Source organism: Halalkalibacterium ligniniphilum, assembly GCF_000334155.1.
In the GTDB taxonomy this organism is placed as follows: Bacteria; Bacillota; Bacilli; order Bacillales; family Bacillaceae_D; genus Halalkalibacterium; species Halalkalibacterium ligniniphilum.
The window spans coordinates 37,838-53,753 of sequence record NZ_ANNK01000054.1 but is presented as its reverse complement, the minus strand read 5'-3'; the positions used below and the strand labels follow the sequence as shown (position 1 = coordinate 53,753).

The 15,916-nt window shown below is 39.1% G+C and carries 14 protein-coding genes, 1 pseudogene and 1 riboswitch; of the genes and pseudogenes, 2 read left to right on the top strand and 13 right to left on the bottom strand.

Annotated elements, in window-relative coordinates; translation table 11 throughout:
* The first annotated feature begins 131 nt into the window (after nt 1-131).
* Together BLT_RS0105085 and BLT_RS0105080 are read left to right on the top strand one after the other, a co-directional pair.
* The gene (locus tag BLT_RS0105085) at nt 132-806 is read left to right on the top strand and encodes a LexA family protein (RefSeq protein ID WP_017726731.1); all 675 of its coding nucleotides are present in this window, start codon (nt 132-134) and stop codon (nt 804-806) included.
* A gap of 16 nt (nt 807-822) precedes the next feature.
* Nucleotides 823-2,223, top strand: a complete 1,401-nt coding sequence (locus BLT_RS0105080) for a recombinase family protein (RefSeq protein WP_017726730.1) — start codon at nt 823-825, stop codon at nt 2,221-2,223.
* A 12-nt stretch (nt 2,224-2,235) separates the two neighbouring features.
* Here the strand turns inward: BLT_RS0105080 and BLT_RS21445 are convergent.
* The 13 genes and pseudogenes from BLT_RS21445 to BLT_RS0105015 all read right to left on the bottom strand — a co-directional run.
* Nucleotides 2,236-2,637, bottom strand: a pseudogene (locus BLT_RS21445) (UPF0758 domain-containing protein); the annotation flags it as partial.
* A 145-nt stretch (nt 2,638-2,782) separates the two neighbouring features.
* On the bottom strand, nt 2,783-3,373 hold the full coding sequence (locus BLT_RS0105070) for a Maf family protein (protein WP_017726728.1): 591 nt from the start codon (nt 3,371-3,373) through the stop codon (nt 2,783-2,785).
* Between the two features lie 240 nt (nt 3,374-3,613).
* Nucleotides 3,614-4,669 (bottom strand): hypothetical protein, encoded by a 1,056-nt coding sequence (locus BLT_RS0105065; RefSeq protein ID WP_017726727.1) that lies wholly within the window; start codon nt 4,667-4,669, stop codon nt 3,614-3,616.
* Nucleotides 4,670-4,882: 213 nt separating this feature from the next.
* Nucleotides 4,883-6,931 (bottom strand): YusW family protein, encoded by a 2,049-nt coding sequence (locus BLT_RS22610; RefSeq protein WP_017726726.1) that lies wholly within the window; start codon nt 6,929-6,931, stop codon nt 4,883-4,885.
* A gap of 270 nt (nt 6,932-7,201) precedes the next feature.
* Complete coding sequence (locus BLT_RS0105055) at nt 7,202-8,224, bottom strand: TRAP transporter substrate-binding protein (protein ID WP_017726725.1); 1,023 nt, start codon at nt 8,222-8,224, stop codon at nt 7,202-7,204.
* Nucleotides 8,214-8,852 (bottom strand): cysteine hydrolase family protein, encoded by a 639-nt coding sequence (locus tag BLT_RS21435; RefSeq protein ID WP_017726724.1) that lies wholly within the window; start codon nt 8,850-8,852, stop codon nt 8,214-8,216. Before BLT_RS21435 ends, BLT_RS0105055 begins: the two co-directional genes overlap by 11 nt.
* A 300-nt stretch (nt 8,853-9,152) precedes the next feature.
* Nucleotides 9,153-9,908, bottom strand: a complete 756-nt coding sequence (pilO, locus tag BLT_RS0105045; protein ID WP_017726723.1) for a type 4a pilus biogenesis protein PilO — start codon at nt 9,906-9,908, stop codon at nt 9,153-9,155.
* Between the two features lie 11 nt (nt 9,909-9,919).
* Nucleotides 9,920-10,507, bottom strand: coding sequence for a PilN domain-containing protein (locus BLT_RS0105040; protein ID WP_017726722.1), 588 nt, complete (start codon nt 10,505-10,507; stop codon nt 9,920-9,922).
* On the bottom strand, nt 10,498-11,496 hold the full coding sequence (pilM, locus tag BLT_RS21430) for a type IV pilus biogenesis protein PilM (RefSeq protein WP_017726721.1): 999 nt from the start codon (nt 11,494-11,496) through the stop codon (nt 10,498-10,500). Before pilM ends, BLT_RS0105040 begins: the two co-directional genes overlap by 10 nt.
* Nucleotides 11,497-11,796: 300 nt before the next feature.
* On the bottom strand, nt 11,797-12,558 hold the full coding sequence (locus BLT_RS0105030) for a prepilin peptidase (RefSeq protein WP_017726720.1): 762 nt from the start codon (nt 12,556-12,558) through the stop codon (nt 11,797-11,799).
* A gap of 373 nt (nt 12,559-12,931) precedes the next feature.
* A complete protein-coding gene (locus tag BLT_RS21425) occupies nt 12,932-13,384 on the bottom strand; it encodes a type II secretion system protein (RefSeq protein ID WP_017726719.1) in 453 nt (150 codons plus the stop codon).
* Nucleotides 13,385-13,508: 124 nt separating this feature from the next.
* A riboswitch (cyclic di-GMP riboswitch) is annotated at nt 13,509-13,593 on the bottom strand.
* A 70-nt stretch (nt 13,594-13,663) separates the two neighbouring features.
* On the bottom strand, nt 13,664-14,869 hold the full coding sequence (locus BLT_RS0105020; protein WP_017726718.1) for a type II secretion system F family protein: 1,206 nt from the start codon (nt 14,867-14,869) through the stop codon (nt 13,664-13,666).
* A gap of 1 nt (nt 14,870) precedes the next feature.
* Nucleotides 14,871-15,911: a type IV pilus twitching motility protein PilT gene (locus BLT_RS0105015; protein ID WP_017726717.1), complete on the bottom strand. Its 1,041-nt coding sequence runs from the start codon at nt 15,909-15,911 to the stop codon at nt 14,871-14,873.
* Nucleotides 15,912-15,916 lie beyond the last annotated feature (5 nt).

The window sequence follows — 15,916 nt, the reverse complement described above, 5'->3', positions numbered from 1 at the left end:
GACTTTATAATAAATCAACAGATAGGCGTTGTCAACTTGCAAATTACATTATTTTTTTATAAATTGTCAACGTATTGTTGACATCCACTAATAATTTCCTTATTATTAGTTTTGAAAGGGGCGAATAAAAAATGTATGGAGAAAAATTAAAACAATTACGAAAAATTGAAGGTTGGACCCAAGAAGAGGTAGCAAAAAGAATTGGGGTGTCTAAACAAACATACAACCATTATGAGAACGAAAAGCGTACTCCAAGTTTAAATACGATCAGAAAATTAGCTAAAGTTTACAATGTCGAATTAGATGATATTTTTTCTGATAAGAACTATGACAGTGATGCACACGGCAAGTCGCGAAACTTTGTGAGAGAAGAACCGTCACTGTATGAAGTTATAAACAATGACCATTCAAACATCACTCAAGTTCCAATCCTTGGCACAATACCTGCAGGAGAGCCTATCTTCGCAGATGAGAATATTGAGGGATACCTACCGGTACTTAATACGTTTTTATCTCATGGTAAAGAGTATTTTTATCTTAAAGTAAGCGGCAATTCCATGAATTTAGAATTTCAGGAAGGTTCTTATGTTCTTTGTGAATGCACACCCTCAGTAGAAAATGGGCAGATAGCGGCAATCCGCATCAATTCTTCGGAAGTAACTCTAAAAAAAGTTATTATGAATAAAAATTATATTACTTTAATTCCAATGAGTAACAATCCTTCTTATCAACCTACAACTTATGATTTGAAGGAAGATCACATAGAAATATTAGGCCGTGTAATACAAGCAACTAAATTATATTAAGGAGGTGAAATCAACTATGACTGTCGCTATTTATATACGAGTCAGCACAGAAGAACAAGTTCGTGAGGGATTCTCAATATCAGCACAGAGGGAAAAACTTAAAGCATTCTGCCGGGTTCACGACTGGGATGATTTTAAATTTTACGTAGATGAAGGATTATCAGCTAAAGACACCAACCGTCCACAACTTGAGCTTATGCTTTCTCACATTGAACAAGGCTTGATTAATACAGTCTTAGTCTATCGATTAGATCGACTCACTCGTTCTGTCGTAGATTTGTACAAACTTTTAGATGTATTTGAAAAGAGTAATTGCACGTTTAAGTCTGCTACAGAAGTTTATGATACTGGTTCAGCGATTGGTCGTTTATTTATCACTCTCGTTGCAGCAATGGCTCAGTGGGAAAGAGAAAATCTAGGTGAGCGTGTTAGGATGGGGCAAATAGAAAAAGCTAGGCAAGGGCAATGGAGCGCTCCTGCTCCGTTTGGTTATAAGAAAGAAAATAACCGTTTAGTGAAGGATGAAGATCAAGGTAACTGGTATTTAAAGATGGTAGAAAAAATCAAAGAGGGTTATTCGATTCGAGGACTGTCTGATTACATGGATAACAGTCCTATGCCGCCAAAACGCGGGTATAAGTGGCACATAAGAACTCTATTAGACATCTTACAAAACCCCGTCTATTACGGAGCTACAAAGTGGCTTGATGAGATTGTGGAAGATACACACGAACCCTATCTAAGTAAAGAGGAATGGGCTCACCTGCAAAAGCTTTTATATAACCGACAAAATTTCAAGAAGAGAGATACAAGCTCCATTTTTATCTTTCAGATGAAATTAATTTGTCCTAATTGTGGAAATCGATTAACAAGTGAACGTTCAATGTGGAAAAGAAAAAATGAAGAGCAAATTCAGGTTTCGAATCGTTACCGCTGTCAAGCCTGCGCTTTGAATAAACGTAAACCTTTTGGCGTGAATGAAAAAAAGATAGAAAAAATTCTTGTTGATTACATGAACGCTTTTACATTTGAACAGCTACCAAAAGTTACAGATGAAAACAAGGATGAACATGAAAAACTATACAAAGAATTAAAGCAGATTGAAAAGCAACGTGAAAAATACCAAAAAGCATGGTCTGCTGATTGGATTACTGATGAAGAGTTTACTTCTAGGATGAATGAAACAAAAACCTTATTAGCTGACACAAAAAAGAAACTGGAAAGAATTAAACCTTCCAGCAATGATGATGATGATTATGATGCAGAAACGATTAAAAAGATTGTTACTAACATGAAGCGAAACTGGTCTAAATTAACTTCAGAAGAAAAAAAACAATTTTTAAACATGTTTATAGAAAGAATCGAATTAGACAAAAACGGTATCGGAATAATAATTTCACACGTTCAATTTCATTAGTATTTATGTGAAGTAAGTACAAACAAAATGTTCTTGTTGTAAGAACCGCATATCCTCCATCACATACCGAGAAGCATCTTCAGGAGAGCGAATTACGTATCGGTCTTCATTTTGCATGCTGTGCATACGACGACCTAATTCAATTGCTGCACAAATTTCAACGGCTTTCGCATCCCCAATGCCACGAATTTGACAAAGTTCCTCTACCGTCGCCTCCTTTAAAAGAGGTAATCCATCAAAATGGGCGAGAACATGCTGAGCTAATTGTAACACAGACTCATTTTTCGTACCTGTACGTAACATAATTGCCAATATTTCTTGATTAGACAAAGACTGCGGCCCTTCCATTCGCATTCGCTCCCGCGGTCGTTCTCGGAGAGGGACATCTCGGATAAGTAATGTTGAGTCAGTCAAAAGGGCATTTCTCCTTTCTTAACTTGTACGGAGTCCTGTTGAATCATGTAAAAATTACGGAGTGTTTTTTTACAATAGGGGAACGGAAGAAAGTAAAAAAGAGTCACCATCAATTATCGTTGAACATATTGACACGCTTAAAAAGTCAGGAAATCCTATTTTTTTCGAACGGGACATTTACACCAAATTTTTCTAGAGCCCTCATCGTTCGAGCGAGCGGTAAGCCTACGACGTTAAAATAATCTCCTTTTATTTCTTTGACCAAATAAGATCCAAATCCTTGAATACCATAGGACCCTGCCTTATCAAAGGGTTCGCCGCTTTCCACATACGCATTGATTTCTTCTTCTGTTAACGGCCAAAATTGAACGCTTGTCCTCTCAGCAAATGTCTCAAATTCTTGATTGAAAACCAACGCAACGCCTGTAAAAACGTTATGTGCTTTTCCAGCTAGCATGGAAAGCATCTCTTTTGCTTCCATTTGTTCGCTCGGTTTTCCAAGAATATGATCTTCGTAAGCGACAACTGTATCCGCGCCTAAAACAACGGCGTCAGGGTATTGTATCGCTATATCCTTTGCTTTTTGAAGCGCTAATTGCTGAACCGTTTGTTCAGGTGTAAGAGTAGGATCAATCTGTTCATCAATTGAGCTTGTAACGACTTGAAAGGTGTAGTGGACTTGTTCAAGAAGTTGTTTTCGTCTCGGGGAGCCTGAGGCTAAAATAAATGGTTTCATGAAGGGACACCTCTTCCAATAAAAATGTAAAAGACTACATCATTATTGTACAAGGTCTGTACTTAGAATACCAAATTTCGCTAAAACCCTCAATTCATTTTCGAAAAAGTCTGAATTTTAATCGGTCTACTATATGTTTGCTACGTTAGTAGACACTTAATTGCAGCTAGACAGCCTAGAAATATTACATTATCTGTTATCGACTGACAAAAAAACAGGATTATCCCTGTTTTTTGTCAGTTAAGAAGAAACAGCTTGAATGAATGATTCATAGTGAGCTAGTACCTCGAGCAACGCTTGTTGTGCTTCCAATAGGTACATTTCGTCTCCTTGTTGTTGGTAAGCGGCCAAATGATTCCCAGCGTTGAGCATTTCCTCACTTAATGCAGTAGCGTGTTGCTGTGCAGATGGATGAAGACGCTCAAATGCTTTTGTTTCCTGCTCATGGAGAGTCAATGTTTGCAGGCGAATCTCTTCAACGGACTCTCTCGACACCTGGGCCCCACTCCCCGTTATCCCATCCACGGATAAATCAATCATTCTTTTATAAATTTCCTCCATTTGAGTGAACCACTGGGAAGTTGTTGTCTCAACAGCTTGCTCCTGTATCGTTGCTGGTGAAACCGTGTACGATTTCAAATAGGTTTCTTGTCCTTTCTGTTCATAAATTTGACCAATCGCTTTCGAGTTAGCACGGTCTTGAGCAATTCCCATAAATAGATAAATAGGTTCGGTTTGGCTGAAAAGAACCGCTGCTAAACTTTTTTCTTTTATTGAGTCTGCGACTTGCTGCCCTTTTTCAAGGGTTGAAAAAGCGCCACCTTGTACAACTTCTACAGTTAAGTGAGGTAGCCGAGTATTTTTTTCTTCAAAATGAGGAATGTTCGTTGCTTCAGCACTTGATACGATGTCAGGCTCATTTCCTGTAAAAACTGTTAACATTGTAAAGCCAAAGCTGACACCTACTACAATCGCGGAAACAACCGCAACAATAAATAAAACAGGAACATTTTTTAAAGAATAAGAGAAGTCCGTACTTTTCTTTTTCTTCTTTCGTTTGAATGGAAGCTTAGGACTCTGCTCTCGATTGCCATCATCCCAAAATGGTTGTTCATTCCGTTTCCGCTCTTCTTGATGCTTGCTAAATTCAATTAAATTATCTGGTTTGGGCAAAAGCTCGTCCCACGGCTTGTCTGTTTTTTTTTGAAAGAACTCTCGCTTCTTTGTTGGTATCTCACGAATTTTTTGTACTTTCCCATTTAAGCGGACAGATATTTTATCGTCGTCCCGCTCCATATATTAAAAACACTCCTTTCAAGCAACTTCACTATTTACTTTTATTCTATTATATGAAGGTAATTGATAGAACAATATAGAAGGAAAAAGTTTCATTTTTTGAGAAAAGATCTGAGAAAACGGCTCGAATTCACTTTCACTGCCCCCCTCTAGTTAAATTCTTTCCTTAGCTAAAGCAAAGAGAGTGGAACATGTCCACTCTCTTCTAACAACCTACCAATTACGATTTACCTCATTCACATCTTCATCTTCATCTTCATCTTCATCTTCTTGTAAAGAATCGTTTTTCCACTCGACTTCCTTTTCTATACCTGAGTCAAAATAAATTTTCACTTTCACTTCAGTTACAGCTGAACGGTCTAAATCGTTGACTAAAATAAATGCTTCAACTAATTCTTCATCGGAACTGCTATCGCTTATATTAATCGAATTTAAATATGCTTCAATTTGTTCTTGGGCTCTTGTACCCATTAGCTCGCGCTTATCATTCTTCCCTTCCCACTTGAATTCCGCATCCACCTCTCCATCGTTTTCATGCTCATATTGCCATTTAACTTGGGTATCCTCAGTGGTTTTGATTTCTAATTCAAGCTTTTGAATCCCGTTATAAGAACCACGTTCCTCGTCCTTATCATCATCGTCATCATCTTCTTCTTTCACATCTGGAAACGAATTTTTCCACTCAATTTTACGTTCAATGCCTGTATCAAAGTAAATTTTCACTTTGACTTCTTTTACCTTTGCAACGTCTAAGTCATTAGCTTGAACAAACGCATTGACCAACTCTTCATTAGACATGCTATCGTTTATTTCGATCGAGTCAAGGCTTGCTTCAATTTCCTCTTGAGCTTCAGAGCCTTCTAACTCACGCTCTTTACCTTTATGCTTCCACTCTACTTCAGCTTCTACCTCTCCATCCTTGGTATGTTCGTAATCCCACTCTACTTTCGTGTTATCAGTGGTTTTAATTTCTAGCTCGAGCTTGTGAATTCCGTTATAAGAGCCACGTTCCTCGTCCTTTTTCTTCACTTTAAACTCTTGCTTTACCTTCACACCATTTGTAAACTTCACATCAATTTTCAATTCTATTAAATCATCTCGTTCTGGTAATGATGCACGAATGCGTTGAACCACTTCTTCGTTCGTCATTTTTGAAGATAATCCCCATTGCTCTAAATAACGAGTGATTTCAGCTAACGCTTCTTCACCTTTTAGCTCTCTCTCACTACCGTCAAATGATTCTTCTACTTCAGCTTTTACTCGTCCTTTTCGAAGCTTGTATTCAAGCTCCAGCTCATCATCATTTTCATATTTTGCTTCTACTTCAAACTCTTGAATTTCGTCACTAAGTAGCTGTTCTTTCACTGCCTCGTCGACAATTTCTGCTTCAACTACCGCATTGTTTAATACAGACAACGATAGCTGGTCACCAATTTGAAGTTGGTTTGGCTGAATCAATCTTCCTTTGAAAAGAATGTGCAGCCCTTCTCCATACTGGAATGTACGTTCTCCATCAAATGCATTAACCGTTAGCGTACGATTTTCACTATCATGTGCTAAAAGCTCACCACGAACATACGTTACACCCTGTTCCTCAAGCAGACCATCATACGTGCGATCAAGAACAGCTGCCATTTGAGCTCGGGTAATGTTTGCATTCGGGTCAAAACGACCGTCTTCTTTTCCGGTAATGATCCCATAGTTAGATGCAATGTTTACATAACCAATCGCACCTGCTGGAATTTGCTTCGCATCTGTGAATCGAGGGGCTGTCGTCATTGCTTGAAGAGCTTCCTCCTCTAAACCTAATGCACGAACGAGTATGCTTGCTACCCATACACGTGATGCAGGTTGATTCGCATTGATTGCTGTTTCACTTGTATCAAAAAGCCCTTGTTCTAAAGCAACAAGAATGTATCCTTTTGCCCAAAGATTTCGTTCATTTGAAAAATAGCTTTCTGCATCTTCAAAAAATACAGGGGTACTAGGATCTTTCGCTAATGCTTCTTCCTCTAAGCCTAACAATCGAACAGCTGTCACAATCGTTTGTAATCTTGTCACATTATTACTTGGACGGAACGAACCATCATCATATCCTTGGAAAACGTCCTTCACACGCATTCGATCAATGTATTCTTGCGCCCAATAGTCATCACCTGTGTCCCTGAACGTCAAATCAAGTGTTTCACGATCTTCGTTCGCTAAAGCAAGCATTGGCAACGCAAAGATAAAAATGAGAAAAAACAAACCAACCTTCTTCATTTTTTTCCTCCAATCAATATATTATTAAATTACACCTTCATTTTACTTTGGAAGGATTTTTTCCGCTCAGGTCTAAATATCTATTTTATCTAATAATTCGACACTTTTTTTCAGGGTTTAAAGTCCTTTATTAATAACCATATATTTTATATTTCTCTAATATAAGGTGAGTAAAAAAAAAAAGGTTGTCTCTAAAGTAAATAACCAACTTAAAGAGACCACCCTAAAAATCATTTTCTTCTCGGTAAAAAATTAATTAAACGACATTTTTTATTCCTGGACTTCCTCAATAAATTTCTTTATAAGAGGATTTGTCTCAGAATACTCTTCATACATTGCATCTCGAATCTCTTGAAAACCAGAATCAAGATCGTCTACAGTATGAATGTTCACATTTTTTTCCTCAAGTTCATTTAAATACTCTTCTTCACTCGAAATCACCTTTTCAATGCCCCAATCTACTGCAATTTTCATTGCTTCTTCGACAATTTTTTGGTCTTCACTTGAAAGCGAATCATAGGTTACTTTACTCATCATCACAATCGCAGGAAATGATATTTGACTTAATAAAGATAAATCATCTGCCACTTCATAAAATTGTGAGGTTGCTGTCCCATCAATACTCATATGGATTCCATCTACAATTCCTGTTTCAAGTGCCATGTACACCTCTGTCAGCGGAAGAGATATCGGGCTTGCGCCTGCTCTCATCCAAAAGTCTTGCACAACAGGATTCCCAATTACACGGATTTTCTTTCCCGTCACATCATCTGGACCTGAAATCATCCCTCCATTTTTCATTAGTACATGATGATTTCCAGCAAATAAATAATCCATTCCTTTAATCCCTTGTTTCTCTAATTCTTCCAGCATTTGTTTTGCTGAATCAGATTCTCTCATTTTACTTGCATCTTCAATCTTCGAAAACAAAAACGGCATAAACCATGCATTTAGCGCCTCAGCATCACGGGTTCCCATATAGGCATTCGTAATAATACCAAAATCTGTATTTCCCGCAATGATTTGTTCAACCATATCCGCTTCTGGTCCTAACTGCCCTGCAGGAAATGTTTCTACTGTCATCCGCCCATTTGAAAGATTTGATAATTCCTCATTGAACTTTTCAGCCGTTTTTTGCCAATCACTATTTTGACTTTCAATGTGAGTTAATTTAAAAACGATTGGTTCATTTTGATTCTCTATCGCAGAAGACTCTTCCGCATTTGAACCACAGGCAGTCAGAAGAGCTATTACCATTGTTAATACCATCAGGATAATTTGCTTACGATTCATTAATAACTACATCCTTTTTCTCAAAATTTTTATTTAATAGTTCTCTCGAATGTACGACATTTCCAAAATAGGTATTAAGGTTATGTATGGCACTTAAATATTCTTGTTTTTCATAAGAAGCTGTACAATCAGAAAGTGTGAGCACATTGTAATCTCTCATGAAACCATCTCGTGCCGTCCCCTCAACACACACATTTGTAATAAATCCACATAATAAAAGCGTATTAATTCCCATTGAGTTCAGCAAAATATCCAAGTTTGTACCTACAAATGCGCTATATCGATGTTTTATAACGACTGGCTCATTTTCACGAGGTCTAATTTGATAAAAATCTTGTCCCCATTTGTCACGGCAGATCCCTGCTGAATCACCTGCGTTTAATAGCCGCTGTTTCCAAACAAGTGAATCAGTATTGGAGCTATGAACCGTTTTAACAAAAATGATCGGTAGTTGTCTTTCACGAAAGGACGTTAGGACAAATTTTAAATTGTCCATTGCGCCTTCAATCATCTCAAGATTTTTACCCAACTTATCCATCGCTCCATTCGGTGAACAATAATCATTTTGAACATCAATAACAATCAATGCTGCTTTTTTAGACCTGTTCGTTAAATTTTCTTTTAACAAATTCTGTCACATCCTTCATAAGTTAATTTTGTAAAAAGATCACCTATGATTACTGGCTTCATTTATTTATTTTAGTTTGAATTATTTTAATATTCCAATTATTTTTTTTTATATCCTCTATAAAATTATTTAATACCAAGTTTAGATTATTGCCGTTATTAAATTAAAAAGGAACAAGTTATCCTAATAAACAAAAGGATTGCTCGTTCCTGATAAAGAGATTTTTTACAAAAATTCCTCATTATGTATGTACCCTTTTCTGGTAATCAACATTTTGCTTTTCAATATGCCTTTCTATGGTTACTCATAGAAAGGCTGCTGCTTCTTTTCCTGTTCTGGGTATTCATAGCTTGGGGCTTCTTCAGCCAACTCGTCTAATCCTTCGTAATAAAAGGTTGAAACGGCTACATCCACTTCAAGCATGTCCCGTTCTTCTCCCACTTCGACTTGTTCTTCCCAACCTCTAACTGACACACGCTCTATCTCGGTAATACGGGGAAGCTGCTCTAGTTCAGCAAGAAATTGTCGTAATTCTTCATAGCTGCTTACCTGTATGATGAGCTGTGCCTGAATCCGACGAACATTTGTAAAATCAAGCTCAGTTGGTAGTGACGAAGACATCTGAGGTGCACTTTTTTCAGATTCTACATTAGGTTCTTCTAAAACACGTGGATCCTGCCCATCGATTCCCTCACTGATTTCTTCATTGAATTGAATTGATGCAGACTCCGCTTCCATCGGGATTGGATCGTTCATTTGAACAGACACAAGCCTTGTATTTGACAAGCTTTCTGCTCTCCCAAGCAACAACACAAATTGATCAAGCAATGGCTTCACAGGAAGCTTTTGCTGAAGCTGGTAGCTTGTCGGTTGCTCTGTTTCCCTAACAGCTGCATGTCGTTCTACTTCTGCTAGAAGCTGCTGTCCATTTTCGAGCGAACGAACAAGTTGCTGCTGTTCGTTTTGCAATGGTTGTATGAAGGAACGATAAAAAATGACCCCTGCCAAGGCACAGAGGATAAAGAATGCTCCAAGGATATACGTGTGTCTTTTCAACCATCGAACCCTCATGAATGTTCACTCGTTTCTTCTTGAATCTGTTTCATATCAAGCTGAATCGTAAAGTCCCCTTGATAACGAGGCAATGGGTTTTGTTCTCCTTCCTCCTCGTCAAGAGAAATTTCCGTTGTATGGATCGCTGCTAACGATGCTGCTAGGACAATGGGCGAGGTTTGTAGCTGCTTTTGGTAATAAGCCACTTCAGCAAGCTGATCAAACTGGACCTTTAGCTCCAACTGCCCATAGCGTTCATAACGCAGATCAAGAAAAAAACCTCGTTCAGGCAAGAGGGAGACAAGCGAATCCAGCACCGGAGTGACGGGAACCATATGTTGTTCAAGAACGTGAATAGAATGTTGCAATTCTGCAGTAGTTCCTGCTTCCCCTATCGTTTGCTGAGCCGTCCTTTCAGATAGCATTTGTTGGTTCGCAACTATTTGTTGCTCTAATTCAGCATTTTTAGCGTTAAGTGAACCAATAAAAACATACATCATGCTACCTAAAACCGTTAAGAACACAAGGATGATTAGAATAAGAAAAAGGGTGGTGAAATCACGACGCTCTTTTTCTGGAAGTAAGTTAATCTCTAACGCCATTCTTGCACCTCTTTTTTCAAAACAAGTCCAAGATTTTCATAAAATCGAAGTGGGACGACGTCAATGGACCCACACTCAGTTTGAACAGGTTTCATAAATTGACAGGATAGATCGATCCTCTTTTCAAGCCTTTCAAAAAATTGCTCTAAATAAGGAAAATCTCCAAAAATATAAAGGGCATCTACCCCTGTTTGACCTTTTTGCACAGAGAATTGATAGAAAGTGATCATTCGTTCAAGCTCATTCAACACTTGATCAAACTCCACTTCCAACCCACGCTGCTCCCCACTGAAATGATACCCCTTTGCATCAGGCAGTTGCTTCCACTCTCTTCGGTCCAACTCAATCTGAAAATGCCTCGTAAAAACGGGAATTTCTCTATGAAAAATCGTTACATTGTATGCAGTAATGTCATATTGTAAAAAAAGTACGTGATCATCTCGCTGAATCTGTTCATAGGCTTCAGCAAGACGATAAAGGCAAAGGGACGTTAAATCAAAAGCAATTGGCTTCAAGGACACTTCTCGCAATAACTCTTCATACTCCATGATCATGCTTTCTGGTGCAGCAACCAGTAACACCTGCTTTTGCCTAGCTTTTGTGTCCAGAACCTTGTAATCAAAAATGGGGTCATCAAAAGGCAAATGCAATGTTTCTCCTAAGCTTAAATAAAGCTCACCTTTGATTTCATCATCAGGAACGTTCCCATCCACATGATGTGAGCGTATTGTGACAAAGGCATCTGGAACACAGAATTGCACAGCCGCCCTAGCTATCCCCCACCGTTCGACACACTCTTTCACGATCATGCTCACAGTTTCTCGTTCAACCATTTTCCCTTTATCAATAATTCCTTGGGGCAGATAACGTTCTTCAAGACGTTCGATTTGATCAAGCTGAGGCCCTCGACATTGCACGTAGCGAATAACATGGTCTTTAATAATTAGAGCATGTCGTAGCTGTTTACGACCACGAAACCACTTTCTCATTCATGGACCTCCATTCTTTCAAAAATATCCAAAAGCGGGTATGCAATAATTAGAAAAACTTGGCTTACCGCCAAGTCCTTAATGGCGAGAGCCTTCGTCTTTTTTTATCAGAAAGTTATCATGATTTTCGTACTTTCTGATTCGTTAAGCAAAGCGCAAACGCCTTGCTCAGCCGTGACAAGTGCTGGAAACTCTGATTAGAAAACGCTTTTTTTCGCAGGAACGACCTCGTGCCGCCGGCGCCTTCGCTAGACAGCTTTAAAATATTAGCCTTTCTTAGCTTTTGCTTTTCTTCAATAATCAGAGGAAAAACCGTCCTACGTACCATTCAATTAGCAGTTCACCAAAAACATAAGCCGTCAAAGCGCCAAGCATAATAAAAGGTGCAAATGGAATTGGTTGCCCACGCTTAATACGTCCAGTCGCTAACGCCACACCACCAACGGCTGCACCGTAGAAGCTGGATAATAAAAAGGTTAGCAAGATACCTTCCCAGCCAAGCACCAAACCAAGAACACCAAACAGCTTCACGTCTCCTCCACCCATACCTCCTTTGCTTACAACAGCGATGACTAGCAAGAGTCCAAACCCAAGCATTGCACCGACAAAGGGCTCCCACCAAGGTGTAAGTGGTGCGACCGTCAATCGTAGCACAAGAAGTAATGGAGCAAAAAATAGTAACACCTTATCTGGAATAACCATATAACGAATATCACTAACAAAAATGATAGCAAATAAGGAAATGAACGAAAGAGCCACAATCAGTTCTCCATTCAAGCCTTGCCACAGATAAACAGAAGCAAATAAGATTCCCACCGATAGCTCAACCATTGGGTACATAAAGGAAATCTTCGTTCGACAGCCTTGGCATCGTCCTTTTACCATAAAATAGGAAATGACAGGAATTAACTCTAGTGGAGTTAACGTCCGTTGGCACGCTGGACAATGAGACCTTGGCTTCACGATCGAAGCCCCTAGCGGTACACGTAAACCGACGACATTATAAAAGGACCCAAGTAAAAGACCTAAAACAAATAAGTAACCTGCGATGAACCATTCCATTCTTTTTAAAACCTCTTTGAATATAGCATCAAATTTAAAAACAACCAATCATGTATTCTTTCAAAATTCCATTCGAAAAATCCTGCTTTTATCGCCAATTTACGATAAACAAAACTTGGCTTTTCGCCAAGTCCTTCATAGCGAAAGCCTTCGTTGCTGTTATACTTAGGCCTTTAAATTTTTAACTACGTCGATAAACTCAGATGTTAAAAAATCTTTATTTTCATAACGAATAAAAAAAGACAGACTCTATTAGAAAACACACCCTATATCCTGAAAAGTTGAAGCATCCTATCGAATCTCATCGCTACAACCTGTCACCTACAAGGACCTTGCTCCTACACATTTGAGTCTGCCATTCTATAAACGTAATCTAGTTATCTTCCACAATATCTCTTTCTAATTCGAATTCACCTTTTCTCAAAATGCTTCTCTTCTCACCGATGAGCGTCACTTCATATGTATATTGTGTTCCTTCTCTGGATACAGCTACAAACGAATCATCACGATCATAGCTCTGTTCATCTCCATCTGGATCAATGACCGTTTCAATATATCCTTCGTCCTCCAAATACTCGAGTGAAATTTCGATCGTGTCCCCACCTCTCGGCTGTAGGCTTCCATTTCCTGTAACCGCTAGTCTTGCTGAACTAATCATTTGCTGGGCGTTTGCCACATGAGCATCCTTTCGACTATTATCAATAATTCCGCCGATGCTCGGTACAGCAATCGCCGCAATAATGCCTAAAATGACAACAACGGCAAGTAACTCAATGAGCGTTAATCCTTTTTGATTTTTAAGAAGCTTTGATACTTGTTGTTTCATTTGTCCCCCTCCTAAATTCCAGTTTTTTAACATTTTTTATGATAATATTAACAAGCCTAAAGTCTCAGTTCCCATAACCTATCAGCTTTAAACGCAAACAAAAACCAATTTTGTCCATATTAGGTACAAAATTGGCCGGTTGCACTACTTGCTCCACGCTACCCAAGTGCCCAAATACAGGTAGCCTTTCATTGCATTCCACATTTGTTAGTATTGTTAAAGTATTATCCTATACAAATCATCATACCAAAGAACCCTATAAATTGGAAAGCTTTATTGCTAGTTAATTGTGCCAAACATTTCAAACATCGGTAGGACAATCGCTGCAACGATGATTCCAACGATACCAGCTAATAAAACAATCATGAATGGTTCAATGAGTGTTTTCAATCGATCCGTTGTGGCATCTACTTCAGCCTCATAAAAGTCAGCGATTTTATCTAGCATTGTATCTAAGGAGCCTGCTTTCTCTCCTACAGCTATCATTTGCGTAACAAGTAATGGAATCACCCAATGCTCCTTCATTGGCGATGTAATCGATTCGCCGCGCTCAAGCGAATTGCGCGAACCACGAATCACTGTCGCAATGACTTCGTTCCCAACAACTCGCTCAGCAATGGAGAATGCTTGCAATACAGGTACCGAGCTTGCTAAGAGCGAGCTAAGCGTCCTTGTTAAACGAGCAAGAGCCGCTTTTTGAAACAGTTGTCCGAATAAAGGCACCTTCAACAGGATACTATCAATATAATAGGTAGCTTTAGGAATCTGCTTACACCAACGAAACAAGCTGTAGAAAATGACTCCAAAAATCAACAAACCCCACCACCATGCTTGAAACCAAACACCTGCTTGAAGAACAAATTGTGTCATAAGGGGAAGCTCTTCACCATATGAGCGAAAAATATTTGCAAAGGCAGGTACAACGTAGGAAAGAAGAAATACAACAACGACCATCGCAATCATTCCTACCACGAAAGGATAAGAAAGAGCAGACATTACTTTTTGCTTTGTACGATGCTGCTTTTCATAGTATTCGGCTAGTCTTTCGAGAATGTTATCAACATTTCCCCCTGCTTCTCCAGCTCGAATCATATTTGTAAAAAGAGGAGGAAAAATGTGTCGCTGTCGCTCAGCCGAATCAGAAAATGAGTTCCCCTCACGTAAATCATCTAAAACCTTTTCAAGGGCTTGCTTAAGAGGTTTGCTTGTTGTTTGTTCTGCCAATACTTCGGTTGCATTCACAACGGAAATTCCCGCTTTAACCATGGTTGCAAATTGGCGTAAGTAAATCACAAAATCACGTAATTTTACTTTTCGCCTAAAGGTGATCTCTTGATAGAGAACCCCTTTTAATTCTGTCACTTCTGTTGCAATCACCCCGTTTTCTCGTAAGGCTAAGCGCACGTCCTTTTCATGCTCCCCTTTTATGCGACCTTGTACGATTCTTCCTTGCCGATTTCGTCCTTTATACTTGTAAAGAGCCATTTTATTGTTCACCTGTATCTATGTATGGCGCAGCGACTTCCTGAGAAATAACACGCTGCTCTAATAATTCTCTAATTGACATTTCCAATGTATGCATACCAGCCGCCCTGCTTGTTTGCATTACATTTTGAATTTGGTGCACTTTTCCATTCCGGATCAAGTTTTTCACTGCTGCGTTGTTGATAAGAATTTCTGTTGCTGCTCTGCGTCCTTTACCGTCTTTTGTTTTAAATAGTCGTTGCGAAATGACTGCCGCAAGAACGGCGGAAAGCTGAATTCTTATTTGAGACTGTTGCGCTGGTGGAAACACATCAATGATTCGATCAATCGTTGATGGTGCATCAGTCGTATGTAAGGTTCCGAGAACGAGATGCCCAGTTTCTGCTGCCGTCAAAGCAATTGAAATGGTTTCAAAATCGCGCATTTCTCCTACAAGAATAATATCAGGGTCTTGACGAAGACATCCTTTGAGTCCATTCGCAAAATTAAGGGTATCAAACCCAACCTCCCGCTGATTGACGATGGATTTTTTATGCTTGTGCAAATATTCAATTGGGTCTTCTAGAGTAATAATGTGCTTTTTTTCATGTTCATTAATATAATCGATCATAGCCGCAAGAGTCGTTGACTTGCCGCTCCCTGTTGGCCCAGTCACAAGGACGAGACCTTGAGGCTTTTTAGCGATCTGTTGAAGGATTAACGGCATGTTCAATTGGCTCAATGTTGGAATCACAGTTGGTACGACACGGATCGCAAGACAGATGCAAGAACGTTGAAAAAAAGTATTGATCCGAAAACGAGACAAGCCTGGAATACCATAGGAAAAATCAAGCTCACCTTGTTTATGAAACCTTTCCCACAGTGGTTCAGGAATAACTGCTTTTGCCATCCCCTCTGTGTCACTAGGCTTTAGGCTGACCTGTGCAAAACGAACAAGCTCACCATTAATACGGAGCATCGGGGGCAGACCAACTGTTAAATGAATGTCGGAGGCACCCTTTGTAAAAGCTTCCTTCAGCAGCTCTTCTAATCGTTCTTTCATTGCTC

What these genes read in the sequence shown, in the direction of transcription:
- BLT_RS0105085 (WP_017726731.1), top strand. Translation starts at nt 132, where the DNA reads ATGTATGGAGAAAAATTAAAACAATTACGAAAAATTGAAGGTTGGACC.
- BLT_RS0105080 (WP_017726730.1), top strand. Translation starts at nt 823, where the DNA reads ATGACTGTCGCTATTTATATACGAGTCAGCACAGAAGAACAAGTTCGT.
- BLT_RS0105070 (WP_017726728.1), bottom strand. Translation starts at nt 3,373, where the DNA reads ATGAAACCATTTATTTTAGCCTCAGGCTCCCCGAGACGAAAACAACTT.
- BLT_RS0105065 (WP_017726727.1), bottom strand. Translation starts at nt 4,669, where the DNA reads ATGGAGCGGGACGACGATAAAATATCTGTCCGCTTAAATGGGAAAGTA.
- BLT_RS22610 (WP_017726726.1), bottom strand. Translation starts at nt 6,931, where the DNA reads ATGAAGAAGGTTGGTTTGTTTTTTCTCATTTTTATCTTTGCGTTGCCA.
- BLT_RS0105055 (WP_017726725.1), bottom strand. Translation starts at nt 8,224, where the DNA reads ATGAATCGTAAGCAAATTATCCTGATGGTATTAACAATGGTAATAGCT.
- BLT_RS0105040 (WP_017726722.1), bottom strand. Translation starts at nt 10,507, where the DNA reads ATGGCGTTAGAGATTAACTTACTTCCAGAAAAAGAGCGTCGTGATTTC.
- pilM (WP_017726721.1), bottom strand. Translation starts at nt 11,496, where the DNA reads ATGAGAAAGTGGTTTCGTGGTCGTAAACAGCTACGACATGCTCTAATT.
- BLT_RS0105030 (WP_017726720.1), bottom strand. Translation starts at nt 12,558, where the DNA reads ATGGAATGGTTCATCGCAGGTTACTTATTTGTTTTAGGTCTTTTACTT.
- BLT_RS21425 (WP_017726719.1), bottom strand. Translation starts at nt 13,384, where the DNA reads ATGAAACAACAAGTATCAAAGCTTCTTAAAAATCAAAAAGGATTAACG.
- BLT_RS0105020 (WP_017726718.1), bottom strand. Translation starts at nt 14,869, where the DNA reads ATGGCTCTTTACAAGTATAAAGGACGAAATCGGCAAGGAAGAATCGTA.
- BLT_RS0105015 (WP_017726717.1), bottom strand. Translation starts at nt 15,911, where the DNA reads ATGAAAGAACGATTAGAAGAGCTGCTGAAGGAAGCTTTTACAAAGGGT.